The sequence below is a fragment of the Actinomadura sp. NPDC000929 genome, from assembly GCF_040492065.1.
GTDB classification, from domain to species: Bacteria; Actinomycetota; Actinomycetes; order Streptosporangiales; family Streptosporangiaceae; genus Spirillospora; species Spirillospora verrucosospora.
The window spans coordinates 1-12,724 of the sequence record NZ_JBEUPA010000199.1 but is presented as its reverse complement, the minus strand read 5'-3'; the positions used below and the strand labels follow the sequence as shown (position 1 = coordinate 12,724).

11 protein-coding genes are annotated in these 12,724 nt (G+C 73.9%); 6 read left to right on the top strand and 5 right to left on the bottom strand.

Annotated features, from left to right (window positions below):
* The coding region (locus tag ABWI04_RS38700; protein WP_353835490.1) for a Gfo/Idh/MocA family protein at window positions 1–850 on the bottom strand (850 nt) is incomplete at its 3' end.
* Window positions 850–1,872, bottom strand: coding sequence for a Gfo/Idh/MocA family protein (locus ABWI04_RS38695; protein ID WP_345181478.1), 1,023 nt, complete (start codon window positions 1,870–1,872; stop codon window positions 850–852). The genes ABWI04_RS38700 and ABWI04_RS38695, both read right to left, overlap by 1 nt.
* A 177-nt stretch (window positions 1,873–2,049) precedes the next feature.
* Between ABWI04_RS38695 and ABWI04_RS38690 the strand changes: the two genes are divergently transcribed.
* Window positions 2,050–3,381, top strand: a complete 1,332-nt coding sequence (locus ABWI04_RS38690) for an aspartate aminotransferase family protein (protein ID WP_353835489.1) — start codon at window positions 2,050–2,052, stop codon at window positions 3,379–3,381.
* Here the strand turns inward: ABWI04_RS38690 and ABWI04_RS38685 are convergent.
* Complete coding sequence (locus tag ABWI04_RS38685; RefSeq protein WP_345181483.1) at window positions 3,378–4,286, bottom strand: hydroxymethylglutaryl-CoA lyase; 909 nt, start codon at window positions 4,284–4,286, stop codon at window positions 3,378–3,380. The two genes, ABWI04_RS38690 and ABWI04_RS38685, sit on opposite strands and share 4 nt — an antisense overlap.
* Before the next feature lie 112 nt (window positions 4,287–4,398).
* On the opposite strand from ABWI04_RS38685, the gene ABWI04_RS38680 reads away from it, so the two are divergent.
* The 5 genes from ABWI04_RS38680 to ABWI04_RS38660 are packed head-to-tail and all read left to right on the top strand — an operon-like array spanning window position 4,399 to window position 10,947.
* Window positions 4,399–5,091: a GntR family transcriptional regulator gene (locus ABWI04_RS38680; RefSeq protein WP_353835488.1), complete on the top strand. Its 693-nt coding sequence runs from the start codon at window positions 4,399–4,401 to the stop codon at window positions 5,089–5,091.
* A complete protein-coding gene (locus ABWI04_RS38675; RefSeq protein WP_353835487.1) occupies window positions 5,092–6,315 on the top strand; it encodes a CaiB/BaiF CoA transferase family protein in 1,224 nt (407 codons plus the stop codon).
* A gap of 20 nt (window positions 6,316–6,335) precedes the next feature.
* Complete coding sequence (locus ABWI04_RS38670) at window positions 6,336–8,399, top strand: hydantoinase/oxoprolinase family protein (RefSeq protein ID WP_345181490.1); 2,064 nt, start codon at window positions 6,336–6,338, stop codon at window positions 8,397–8,399.
* Window positions 8,399–10,300, top strand: coding sequence for a hydantoinase B/oxoprolinase family protein (locus tag ABWI04_RS38665; protein ID WP_353835486.1), 1,902 nt, complete (start codon window positions 8,399–8,401; stop codon window positions 10,298–10,300). Before ABWI04_RS38670 ends, ABWI04_RS38665 begins: the two co-directional genes overlap by 1 nt.
* A complete protein-coding gene (locus tag ABWI04_RS38660; protein WP_353835485.1) occupies window positions 10,297–10,947 on the top strand; it encodes an isochorismatase family protein in 651 nt (216 codons plus the stop codon). The genes ABWI04_RS38665 and ABWI04_RS38660 overlap by 4 nt, the downstream gene beginning before the upstream one ends.
* Here ABWI04_RS38660 and ABWI04_RS38655 read toward each other — a convergent pair.
* Both ABWI04_RS38655 and ABWI04_RS38650 read right to left on the bottom strand, forming a co-directional pair.
* Window positions 10,921–12,402, bottom strand: a complete 1,482-nt coding sequence (locus ABWI04_RS38655; RefSeq protein WP_353835484.1) for a CoA-acylating methylmalonate-semialdehyde dehydrogenase — start codon at window positions 12,400–12,402, stop codon at window positions 10,921–10,923. The two genes, ABWI04_RS38660 and ABWI04_RS38655, sit on opposite strands and share 27 nt — an antisense overlap.
* Window positions 12,403–12,412: 10 nt before the next feature.
* Window positions 12,413–12,724, bottom strand: a 312-nt coding sequence (locus ABWI04_RS38650; RefSeq protein ID WP_353835483.1) for a thiamine pyrophosphate-dependent enzyme, incomplete at its 5' end; no start/stop codon positions are given.

The following is a 12,724-nucleotide window of genomic DNA, read 5'->3' as shown; positions in this document are numbered from 1 at the left end:
GCGCGGCGAGGGCGTCGGCCGGGCCGGCCTCCGGCGGGCGCCCGGTGACGACGGCGGTGTGCAGGGCGGTGAGCATCCGGCCGACGGTGCCGGGGCCGTGCCAGGCGGTGCGGTTGCCCGTCACCGTCCGCAGGGACGCGCCCGGGCGGGCGGCGTCGACGTCCATGACCCCGCCGGACCCGCTGACGCGGTAGCGGTGCAGCGCCATGCCCGGGGCGTCCGCGGTGCCGCGCAGCCGGCCGACGGTGATCGTGCTGGTCAGGCCGTGCTCGTGGTCGAGCAGGAGGACGGTGATCGCGCCGCGCCCGCCGGCCGGCAGGGCGTGCACGCGGCGGACGGCCTGACCGGTGAGGGCCCGCACCACGTCCACGGGGTAGAGGCCGAAGTTGGCGAGCTCCCCGTCCGGGCAGGGGTCGCCGCCGTCGACGAGGAAGTCGGCCTGCACGTTCCAGGGCAGCCCGACGCGTCCCGAGGCGAGCGCCCTTCCGGCGGCCTGGACGGCCGCGCCGAACCGGTGGTGGTGCGCGGGCATGCAGACCAGGCCCGTCTCCGCCGCCACCGCGGCGATCGCCTCGACCCCGGCGACGTCCAGGGCGAGCGGCTTGTCGGCGAGGACGTGGCAGCCGGCGCGCAGGGCCTCGACGACGGTGGCGGCGCGCTCGGCGGGCGGCGCGCACACGGACACGACCTCGGCGCCCGACTCCCGGACGGCCGCCGCGAGGTCGGTGAGCCCGCTCCGCACGACCGTGAACCCGGCGTGCTCGTGGAACGCGGGAAGGTACATGTCGTGCTGGTGGTCCTGGGTCCCGAACCCGCCGGACCCCCAGGGCAGCACCCTCAGCGCGCGCATCAGGGCGCCTCCTTCAGGACGTCGGCGACCCGGACGGGCGCACCGGTCGCGATCGATCGTTCGGCGGCGACGCCCATGGCCACGGCCAGCAGACCGTCCGCGCCGGTCACGGCCTGCGGGCCTCCGGTGACGGCGTCGGCCCAGGCGCCGATCTGGGCGGCGAAACCGTCGGCGCCGCCGGGCGGGAGCAGGGAGGTTCCCGTCTCGTCGGTGACGGTCCCGGCCTCGCCGTCCCAGGGGAGCGTGAGGATCCCGCCGGTGCCGGCGACCACCACGTCGCGGCGGGCGAGCGAGGCCGGGCGGTGCCCGCGGCTCATCTCGCACACGGCGGTCGCGCCGCCGCTGAACGCGACCGTCATCTCCAGGTAGTCGTGGACGCCGAGTTCGGCGGCGGTCTGGCGGCGGCCGCGCGCGTACACGGTCTCCGGGGTGTCGCCCGTCCACCAGGTGACGAGGTCCAGCAGGTGGACGCCGTTGTGCAGGGCATGGCCGCCGGACCGGACGGGGTCGAGCATCCAGCCGCGCCAGTCCGGCCAAATCCAGCCGCCGAGGATGGACAGCCGGACGAGGTCGACCGTGCCGAGCTCGCCGGAGCGCAGGACGTCCCGGACCGTCCGAGCGTAGTCGTAGTAGCGGTGGCTGTGCGCGGGCATCAGCACCCGCCCGGCCGCGGCGAACGCCTCCACGGCGCGCCGGGCCCCGGCCACCTCGGTCGCGAGCGGCTTCTCGATCAGCAGATGGGCGCCCGCCTCGGCGATCTGGACGGCGATGCCGGCGTGCGTGTCGTTCGGAGTGCACACGACGCAGCCGCCCGCGCCGGTCCCGGCCAGCGCCGCGGCGAGGTCGGTGAAGGCCGGGACGCCGCCGTTGGCGCGGGACGCCGCGGCGGCCCGCGCCGGGTCGACGTCGACCACGCCGACGAGCTCCAGCCGGGGTTCGGCATGGATCGCCGCGGCGTGCTGCGCGGCGATGAAACCGGTGCCGACGACCAGCACCGGAAGCGGCACGGAATGGGATTCCATGCCGACGGATCCTGATCGTCAGACCATTCCCATGTCAAGGGTCGGCCGGAAAAAACTCCGAGCTCACCCTGGTCAGAACAAGCCTGATTTCTGGACTGTTGACATGGAACACCTTTCCATGAACTATTCGACCGAACGGCTCCGACCATCTTCGTCAACCACTTGGGGGCTCCCAGAATGACCACCGCCGAGCTGGCCGGGCAGAGATCGCGCGGCGTGGAACTGCTCGCCGCCGCGCGGACCGTGATCCCCGGCGGCGTCAACTCCGCGACCCGCCTGGTCGGCGCGCCGCACGCGCTCACCGCGGCGTCCGGGGCGCATGTCACCGACGCCGACGGCCGCCGCTACCTCGACTACCACGCGGCGTTCGGCGCGATCCTGCTGGGCCACGCCGCGCCCGAGGTGGACGACGCGGTGCGCGCCGCCGTCGGCGGGCTCGACCTGGTCGGCTGGGGCGTCACCGAGACCGAGATCGAGCTCGCCCGGCTGGTCGTCGAGACGATCCCGTCCGCCGAGCAGATGATCTCGGCGATGTCGGGCAGCGAGGCCACGGCGCAGGCGGTCCGGCTGTCCCGGGCCGTCACCGGCCGCCCGCTGATCGTCAAGTTCCAGGGCGGCTTCCACGGCTGGCACGACGCCGTCGCCCGCAACGTGATCTCCGCGCCGGACCGCGCCTACGGCGAGGACCCCCTGTCGCGCGGCATCCTGCCGGAGGCGCTGGACTCCACGCTCATCGCCGAGTTCAACGACCTGGAGTCCGTGCGCGCCCTCTACGAGCGGCATCCGGACCGGATCGCGGCAGTGATCATGGAGCCGATCCCGCACAACGTCGGCGCCCTGGTGCCCGACCGGGAGTTCGTGGAGGGGCTGCGCGCCCTGACCGCCGAGCGGGGCTCCCTGCTGGTCTTCGACGAGGTGATCACCGGCTTCCGCCACGCGCCGGGCGGCTACCAGGAGGTCTGCGGCGTGCTGCCGGACCTGACCACCTTCGGCAAGGCGATGGGCAACGGGTACCCGATCGCCGGCCTCGCCGGACCCCGGCGGCTGATGGAGCGCTTCAGCTCCGCGGGCGGCGACGTGCTGCTGGCCGGGACCTTCAACGGCAACCCGGTCTCCTCCGCGGCGGCCATCGCCACCATCACCTACCTGCGCGACCACCCGGACTTCTACCAGCGCACCCACGCCCTCGGCGACCGTGTGCGCGCCGGGCTCACCGACATCTGCGCGGAACTGGGCATCGCGGGGACCGCGGCGGGCTTCGGCGGCGTGTTCGCCCTCTACTTCACCGAGGGCCCGATCCGCGGCTACCGCGACCTCATGCGCAACAACGACGCCGCCTACGTGGCGTTCCACCGCCGCATGACCGACCGCGGCTTCCTGATGCTCCCCCTGTCGCTCAAGCGCAACCACATCTCCGCCGCCCACACGGCGGAGGACATCGACCGCACGCTCGAAGCGGCCCGCGACGTCCTCCGCACGATCCGCGACGACGGCCTGCTCGCCCCCTAGCCGTCCCGCACCGCCGCTCCGGCGGGGAACGGACCCGCGCGGCCGAGCAGGGCCGGGACCGGCCTGCCGAGGCGGTCGCCGAGCCAGGCCGCCGTCCCGGCGACCGCGGACATCGAGACGCCGGTGTCGACGCCCGAGCGGTCCAGGGCGTACAGCAGGTCCTCGGTGGCGATGTTGCCGGTGGCGGCGGGCGCGAACGGGCAGCCTCCGAAGCCGCCGGCGCTGGCGTCCAGGGCGCTCGCCCCGCAGTCGAGCGCGGTGAGGGCGTTGGCGTAGCCGGTGTTGCGGGTGTTGTGGAAGTGGCAGCGCAGCGGCACGCCGGGGGCGATCTCCGCGGCGCCCGTCAGCAGCGCACGGACCTGGGCGGGGACGCCGACACCGATCGTGTCGGCCACGGCGATCTCGTCGGGCCCGCTCTCGGCGACCCGCCGGACCAGGTCGAGCACGCGGTCCGCGGGGACCTCGCCCTCGAAGGGGCAGCCGAAGGCCGCGGCGATCGTGACGGTGCGGCGGACGCCGGCGGCGCCGGCGTCCGCGGCGATGGCGGCCCAGGCGGCGACACCCTCCTCGACCGTGCAGCCCTGGTTGCGCCGGCTGAACTCGTCGGTGGCCACCACGACGACGTTGATCTCGTCCACTCCGGCGGCGAGCGCGCGGTCGAGCCCGCGCCGGTTGAGGACGAGCCCCGCGTAGCTGACGCCGTCCGGCCTGGGGAGCCGCTCCATCACCGCCTCGGCGTCGGCCATCTGCGGGACCCGCTTCGGGTTCACGAAGCTCACGGCCTCGATCCGCCGCAGGCCCGCCGCGACGCTGCGCTCGATGAGCCGCACCTTGTCGGCGGTCGCGAGGATCGCCGACTCGTTCTGCAGCCCGTCCCGGGGCGCCACCTCGATGATCTCGACCATGAGCATCCTTTGTATGCAATCCAGAGCCATCTGCAGGATTGTCCTGGGAAGTCTCTTGTGTCAAGGCTCACGTTCTGTCTATCTTGCATGCAATCGACCGGAGGAGGTTCGGATGGTCCGTGCCGTGGACCGTGTCTACACACGGCTGCGCGCCGACATCCTCGACGGCGTCCACCCGCCCGGGGCGCGCCTCGGCGAGGCCGAGCTGGCCGAGGCCACCGGCTCCAGCAGGACGCCCGTCCGGGAGGCGCTGCGGCGGCTGGAGGTCGAGGGCCTGGTGGAGGTGCTGCCGCACCGCGGCGCGCGGGTCCCGGACTGGACGGCCGAGGACCTGGAGGAGATCTACGACCTGCGGATGCTGCTGGAGAGCGCCGCCGCGCGGCGCGCCGCCGCCCGCGTCACCGACGCCGACGTGGACCGGATGGACGAGCTGTGCCGCCTGATGGAGGCCGCCGTCGAGCCGGGCGCCGGCCAGGACCTGGACCGGGTCGCCGAGCTCAACGCCGAGTTCCACGACATCGTCCGCGCCGCCGCCGCCAGCGGCCGGCTCGTGTCCATGCTCAACGCGGTGGTGCAGCTCCCGCTCGTGATGCGGACCTTCCACCGCTACTCCCCCGCCGACCTGGCCCGCAGTTCCGCCCACCACCGCGAGCTGGCCGCCGCGCTGCGCGCCCGGGACGGGACGTGGGCCGAGTCGGTGATGCGGGCGCACGTGCTCGCCGCCAAGGCGGTGCTGCTGCGCGCCGCCCCCGCCCCGGACGACCGGAACGACCGGAACGACCACACGGAAACGAGGACCGGGTAGATGTCAACGCACGACGGCGCCGCGCCGGACGCCAGGGGCCCGCTCGCCGACCTGCGCGTCGTGGAGATGGGGCAGCTGCTCGCCGGACCGTTCTGCGGCCAGCTGCTCGGCGACTTCGGCGCGGAGGTGATCAAGCTGGAGTCGCCCGGCGCCGGCGATCCGATGCGCCAGTGGGGCCGCGAGAAGCCGCACGGCAAGTCCCTGTGGTGGCCGGTGGTCGCCCGCAACAAGAAGTCGGTGACCTGCGACCTGCGCACCCCCGAGGGGCAGGACCTCGCCCGGCGGATCATCGGGCGCGCCGACATCGTGGTCGAGAACTTCCGCCCCGGCACGCTGGAGCGCTGGGGGATGGACTTCGACCGGCTCCGCGAGACGAACCCCGGACTGATCCTGGTGCGCGTGTCCGGGTTCGGGCAGACCGGCCCCTACGCACCCCGGGCCGGATACGGGTCGATCGGCGAGGCGATGGGCGGGATCCGCTACGTCACCGGCGACCCCGGCGGCGCGCCCGCCCGCGCCGGGATCTCGCTGGGCGACTCGCTGGCGGCGGTGTTCGCCACCATCGGCGCGCTCGTCGCCGTCCACCGCCGGCACGCCACCGGACGCGGCCAGGTCGTCGACTCGGCGATCTACGAGGCGGTGCTGGCGATGATGGAGTCGCTGCTGCCCGAGTGGGCGGTCGCCGGGTACCAGCGCGAGCGGACCGGGTCCGTGCTGCCCAACGTCTCGCCCAGCAACGTCTACCCGACCGCGTCGGGCGAGATGATCCTCATCGCCGCCAACCAGGACACCGTGTTCGGACGGCTCGCCGCGACGATGGGGCGGCCCGAGCTGAGCGCCGACCCCCGGTTCGCCGGGCACGCCGACCGGGGCCGGAACATGGCCGAGCTGGACGAGATCATCTCGGCCTGGTCGGCCGGGATCGGGACCGGGGAGCTGCTGGAGCGGCTGCACGCCGGCGGCGTCCCGGCCGGCCGCATCTACACCGCCAAGGACATGTTCGACGATCCCCACTTCGCCGCCCGGGAGGCGATCGTGCGCCTCGTCCACCCGGACTTCGGCGAGCTCCCGATGCACAACGCGTTCCCCAGACTCAGCGAGACCCCGGGGTCGGTCCGCCGGCCCGGCCCCGGGCTCGGCGAGCACAACCGGGAGGTCTACGGCGGCCTCCTCGACCTACCAGAAGACGAGATCGCCGCGCTGTCGCAGCGCGGCGTCATCTGAGCACAGCACCGGGAGAGCAGATGGGTTATCGACTGGGCGTCGACGTGGGCGGCACGTTCACCGACGTGCTGCTGGTCGACGAGCGGACCGGCGTCAGCCACCGCGCCAAGACGGCGTCCACTCCGGCGGACCAGTCGGAGGGCGTGCTGAACGGCATTCGCAAGGTGTGCCGGGACGCCGGGATCGAGATGCGCGAGGTGGCGCACGTCCTGCACGGCACCACCGTGGCGACCAACGCGATCCTCCAGGGCCGGGGCGCCCGGGTCGGGCTGGTGACCACCGAGGGGTTCCGGCAGGTCCTGCAGATCGGCCGGTCGTTCGTCCCCGGCGGCCTCGCCGGCTGGATCATCTGGCCGAAGCCGGAGCCGCTGGCCCGGCTGGAGCACACCGTGGAGATCCCGGGACGGATCGCCGCCGACGGCTCGGTCGTCGCCCCGCTGGACGAGGACCGCGCGCGGGCGGAGCTGCGGCGGCTCGGCGGCGCCGGCATCGAGGCCCTGACCGTCTCGCTGATCAACTCCTACGCGAACGACGCGCACGAGCGGCGGGTGGCGGAGCTCGCCGCCGAGGAGCTGCCCGGGGTGCCGGTGTCGCTGTCCAGCCACGTCCTGCCGGAGATGCGGGAGTACGAGCGCACCGTCACCACCGTGGCGAACAGCTACGTCCAGCCCGAGGTGGCCCGGTACGTGGGCAACCTGGACCGGTCGCTGAGCGCCAGCGGGATCGACGCGCCGCTGTCGGTGCTGCGCAGCGACGGCGGGCTCACCAAGGCCGCCAAGGCGGCCGAGGACCCGGTCTCGCTGCTGCTGTCCGGCCCGGCCGGCGGGGTGACGGGCGCGGTCTGGTTCGCCGAGCAGGCCGGGTTCCCCGACTTCCTCACCTTCGACATGGGCGGCACGTCCACCGACGTCGCGCTGGTGCTCGGCGGGCGCCCCCGGATCGGCCGGGAGACCACCGTCGGCGACCTCACCGTCCGCGCCACCAGCGTGGACGTCCGCACGGTCGGCGCGGGCGGCGGCTCGATCGCGCACGTCCCGGAGCTGACCCGGGCGCTGCGGGTCGGCCCGCAGTCGGCGGGGGCCGACCCGGGTCCCGCCGCCTACGGGGCGGGCGGCACCGACCCGACCGTGACCGACGCCAACGTCGTGCTCGGCTACCTCCCGACGCGGTTGGCCGGCGGCGAGATCGCACTGGACGCCGAGGCCGCCCGCAAGGCGATGCGCTCCATCGCCGACGCGATGGGCCTGCCGAGCGTCGAGGCCGCGGCGGCCGGCGTGATCGACATCGTCAACGAGAACATGCTCGGCGCGCTTCGCCTGATCAGCGTCCGGCAGGGCTACGACCCCCGCGACTTCGCGCTGATGTCGTTCGGCGGCGCGGGCCCCCTGCACGCCAACGCCCTCGGCCGGCTGACCGGCTCCTGGCCGGTGATCGTTCCGCCGTCGCCGGGGGTCCTGTGCGCCTACGGCGACGCGACCACCTGCCCGCGCGACGAGAGCGCCCGGACGATGGTGCGCCGCTTCTCCACCCTCGACGACGACGAGCTGCGCACCGCGCTCGCCGAACTGGCCGACGCCGCCGCCGCGCGGCTGGAGGCGGAGGGCGTGCCGCGCGCGAGCCAGACCGCGACGTACCAGATCGACCTGCGCTACCACGGGCAGGGCTTCGAGATCCCGGTCGAGGTGGACCGTGCCACCGTCGACGGCGAGCTGCTGGCCGGGCTGGGCGCCGCGTTCGACGCCGAGCACGAGCGGCTGTTCTCCTTCCTGCTCGGCAACGAGCGCGAGGTGATCAACCTGCGGGTCACGGTGAGCGGTCCGCGCCCGCGGGTCGCCTGGCGCGTCCTGCCGGAGGGGTCGGGCGACCCGTCCGCCGCGCTCGTCCGCGAGACCGAGGTGTGGATGGACGGCGCCACGACGCCCGCCCGCATCTACGACCGTTCCAAGCTGCTCTCCGGTGACGTCGTGGCCGGGCCGGCCGTGGTGGTGGAGATGGACTCCACCACCCTCGTGCTGGCCGGGCACGCCGCGACCGTGCACCCCAGCGGCAGCCTGCTGATCCGTCCGCTGAACGAGGAGGGCTGATGGCCGAGATCCTGCAGACCGCGACCGCGCCGGCCGGCCGCGTCGACGTCGACCCGGTGACCCTGGACATCATCGAGAACGCGCTGCGCAACGCCCGCCAGGAGATGGACGAGGTGCTCTTCCGCACCGCGCTGTCCCCGGGCATCCGCGAGCAGCACGACGAGTTCCCGCTGATCGCCGACCCGTCGGGGAAGATGGTCGTCGGCCAGTTCGGGCTCTCGGTCCCCGACTTCCTGGAGAACTTCGACGGGACGATCGGCGAGGGCGACATCCTCATGACGTCCGACCCGTACGCGTGCGGGGCCGCGATCAGCCACGCCAACGACTGGCTGCTGGTGGTGCCGATCTTCCACGAGGGCCGGCTGGTCGGCTGGTCCTCGATGTTCGGGCACATGTCGGACGTGGGCGGCAAGACGCCCAGCTCGATGCCCGCCGACGCCCGCACCATCTACGAGGAGGGCGTGGTCGTCCCGCCGTTCAAGCTGTACGAGGGCGGCGTGCTGAACGAGCCGGCGCTGCGCATCATCCTCAACCAGGTGCGCATGCCCGACTGGAACCGCGCCGATCTGAACGGCCTGGTCGCCGCGTGCACCACGGCCGCGCGGCGGGTCTCCGAGCTGTGCGCCCGGTTCGGCGTCGAGACGTACCTGTCGGCGCTGGACGCCCTGCTCGACCGCAACTACCAGGCCATGAAGGTGCTGCTGGCCACCCTCTTCGAGGACGGCCGGACGCTGGAGTTCGCCGACTACATCTGCGACGACGGCTGCGGGTACGGCCCGTACGAGCTGAAGATCTCGCTCACCCGGACCGGAGAGAAGATCCATCTGGACTTCTCGCACGCCGCTCCGCAGGCCGTCGGGCCGGTGAACTACTTCATCAACGAGAACCTCGTCCGGATGTTCTTCGGCATCTACGTGATCACCGTCGCGGACCCGCAGATCCTCTGGAACGACGGCTTCTACCCGCTGATCGACGTGACGATCCCCGAGGACTCGTTCTGGAAGCCGCGCCACCCGGCGGCGCTGAACGCCCGCAACCACGGCATCGGCCGGGTGTTCGACCTGTTCGGCGGGCTGCTCGGCCAGACCAACCCGGAGATCCTCAACGCGGCCGGCTTCTCGTCCTCGCCGCACTTCATGTACTCGGGCCACTACGGCTCGGGGCCGCGCGAGGGCGAGTGGTTCCAGCTGTACTCGATCGGGTTCGGCGGCGTGCCGGGGCGCCCCGTCGGGGACGGCCCGGACGGGCACTCGCTGTGGCCGTCGTTCGTCAACATCCCCTGCGAGTACCTGGAGTCGTACTACCCGCTGCGCGTCGAGCGGTGGGAGACGATCGCCGACTCCGGCGGCGCGGGCCTGCACCGGGGCGGCAACGGGGTCGACGTCGCGTACCGCTTCGAGGAGCCCGGCACGATCGCGATCCACGACGACCGCTGGCTCACCTACCCGTGGGGCGTGAACGGCGGGCGCCCGGGCGAGCGGGGCCGCAAGTGGATCGAGCGGGCGGACGGCACCCGGGAGGTGCTGCCCAGCAAGATCCACGATGTCGCGGTCGGGCCCGGGGACGTCCTGCACTTCGTGACCTGGGGCGGCGGCGGGTGGGGCGACCCGCTCGCCCGTCCCGCCGAGCTGGTCGCGCTGGAGGTGCTGCGCGGCCTGGTCACCGCGGACGGCGCGCGCGACGGCTACGGCGTCGTCTGTACCGCCGGAGGCGTCCTCGACGAGGAGGCCACCGGCCTGCTGCGGGCGAGGATGGCCGCGGAGCGGACGGAGATCCCGGTGTTCGACATGGGCCCGCCGCTGGAGGAGATCCTCGCCCGCTGCGAGGAGGAGACGGGCCTTCCCGCGCCGCGCCCGCCGGTCGACGTGCGGTCCGCCGCCGCGCTCCGGGACCGCCGGTGAGCGACGACCTCGCCGCCGGCTACCGCGCGTCGGGATTCGGCCGCGGCCTCGGCTGCGGCCGGTCGCCGGCGGTGCTGGCGGTGGACCTCGTCCGCGCCTACCTGGTGGACGGGTCGCCGCTGCGCGCCCCGGTCGAGGGCGCGGTGGCCGCCGCCGCGAACCTGATCGAGGCGGGCCGGGCGGCCGGGCTGCCCGTGCTGTTCACCCGGGTGAGCTACCAGCCGGGAGGCGCGGACGGCGGCCTGTTCCGCCGCAAGATCCCCGCGCTCCGCGTGTTCGAGGAGGGCAGCCCCCTCGGCGACTTCGCCGAGGGGGCGGCCCCCCGCCCCGGGGAGACCGTGGTGACCAAGCAGTACGCCAGCGCGTTCCACGGCACGTCCCTGGCGGCCACCCTGACCGCGTCCGGCATCGACACCGTGCTGATCTGCGGGCTCACCACCAGCGGCTGCATCCGCGCCACCGCGACCGACGCGCTGCAGCACGGGTTCCGCCCGCTGGTGGTGGACGAGGCCTGCGGCGACCGGGATCCCCGCCTGCACGAGGCGAACCTGCTGGACCTCGGCGCCAAGTACGCCGACGTCCTGTCCCTCGGCGAGGCGCTCACCACCGTGCGCGGCTCCTCAGCGCGCCGTGGGGAAGGCCATTGAGGAGGCCCCGTCGGCCACGGCGGGGACGGGCCAGCGGGACGTGACGGCCTTGGCGCGGGTGTAGAAGCGCACCCCCTCGGCCCCGTGGACGTGGGTGTCACCGAACAGGGACGCCTTCCAGCCGCCGAAGGAGTAGAACGCCATCGGCACCGGGATGGGGACGTTCACGCCGATCATCCCGACGTGCACGGCGCGCTGGAACCGCCGCGCCGCCTCCCCGGACGAGGTGAAGATCGCCGTCCCGTTGCCGTAGGGGTTGGCGTTGATCAGCTCGATCGCCTCGTCGAGGGTCTCGGCGCGCAGCACCAGCAGGACCGGTCCGAAGATCTCCTCCTGGTAGGCCGCCATGCCGGTGGCGACGCCGTCGAGCAGGCAGGGACCGACGAAGAACCCGGGGCCGGCCGCGCCGCGGCCGTCCACGACGAGCTTCGCGCCCGCCCGCTCGGCGTCCTCGACGTGGCCGGTGACGCGCTGCCGCGCCGCCTCGCTGATCAGCGGCCCCATCTCGCTCGCCGGGTCGTCGCCAGGACCGACCCGGATCGCGCGGGCCCGGACCGCGAGCCGCTCGATCAGCGGGTCCGCGGCGGCCCCCACGGCGACCGCGACGGAGACCGCCATGCAGCGCTGGCCCGCCGATCCGTACGCCGCCGCCGTGATCTGGTCGGCGGCCAGGTCGAGGTCGGCGTCGGGCAGGACCACCGCGTGGTTCTTCGCGCCGCCGAGCGCCTGGACCCGCTTCCCGGCGGAGCCCGCCGCCTCGTGGACGTGCCGCGCGACGGGCGTGGACCCGACGAACGACACCGCCGCCACGTCCGGGTGGGTGATCAGCGCGTCGGCGGTCTCGCGGTCGCCGTGCAGCACGTTGAACACCCCGTCCGGCAGCCCCGCCTGCGCGTACAGCTCGGCGACCAGGTTGGACGCGGAGGGCACGCGCTCGCTCGGCTTCAGCACGAACGTGTTGCCGCAGGCGATGGCGATCGGGTGCATCCAGAGCGGGACCATCACAGGGAAGTTGAACGGGACGACCCCCGCGCACACGCCGAGCGGCTGCCGGAACGAGAACGCGTCCACCCCGGACGACACCTGGTCGGAGTACTCGCCCTTGAGCACCTGCGCGATCCCGCACGCGAACTCGACGACCTCCCGGCCGCGCACGACCTCCCCGCGCGCGTCGTCCAGGACCTTGCCGTGCTCGGCGGTGACCAGGCGGGCCAGCTCGTCCTCGTGCCGCTCCAGCAGGTCGCGCAGCGCGAACATGATCCGCGCCCGCCGGCTCAGCGATACCTCCGACCACGACTCGAACGCCCGCGCGGCGGTCCCCACCGCTAGGTCCACCTCGGCGCGCCGCCCGAGCACGACCTCGCCCGACCGCAGACCCGTCGCCGGGTCGTGGACGGCGGCCGTGGTGCTCCCGCCGACCGGGACACCACCGATCCAGTGCTGGATAGAACGCATCGGGTTCCTTTCAGAGGTAACGTCGCTGGGTCTTCTTGCTGTCGTCGTAGTGGGCGCGCGCCTGCCGCGTGTCGTCCAGTTCGGAGACCTCGGCGACGGGGACGTCCCACCACGCCTCGCTGCTGGGGCCCGCGGCGAGGGGGTCGGTCTCGACGTGCACGACCGTCGTGCGGGGCGACGCGATCGCCTGGCGGAGCGCCTTCCTGAAGCCGTCGGCGCCTTCCGCGCGGATGACGTCGGCGCCGAGGCTGGCGGCGTTGGCGGCGAGGTCGACGGGGATGGGGTCGCCGTCCAGGCCGGTGGGGGTGCGCAGGCGGTGGCG

Bases quoted from the DNA above. Each gene is read 5' to 3' on its own strand.
- ABWI04_RS38670 (WP_345181490.1), top strand. From the start codon at position 6,336: ATGGGTTATCGACTGGGCGTCGACGTGGGCGGCACGTTCACCGACGTG.
- ABWI04_RS38695 (WP_345181478.1), bottom strand. From the start codon at position 1,872: ATGGAATCCCATTCCGTGCCGCTTCCGGTGCTGGTCGTCGGCACCGGT.
- ABWI04_RS38685 (WP_345181483.1), bottom strand. From the start codon at position 4,286: ATGGTCGAGATCATCGAGGTGGCGCCCCGGGACGGGCTGCAGAACGAG.
- ABWI04_RS38680 (WP_353835488.1), top strand. From the start codon at position 4,399: ATGGTCCGTGCCGTGGACCGTGTCTACACACGGCTGCGCGCCGACATC.
- ABWI04_RS38665 (WP_353835486.1), top strand. From the start codon at position 8,399: ATGGCCGAGATCCTGCAGACCGCGACCGCGCCGGCCGGCCGCGTCGAC.
- ABWI04_RS38690 (WP_353835489.1), top strand. From the start codon at position 2,050: ATGACCACCGCCGAGCTGGCCGGGCAGAGATCGCGCGGCGTGGAACTG.
- ABWI04_RS38675 (WP_353835487.1), top strand. From the start codon at position 5,092: ATGTCAACGCACGACGGCGCCGCGCCGGACGCCAGGGGCCCGCTCGCC.
- ABWI04_RS38655 (WP_353835484.1), bottom strand. From the start codon at position 12,402: ATGCGTTCTATCCAGCACTGGATCGGTGGTGTCCCGGTCGGCGGGAGC.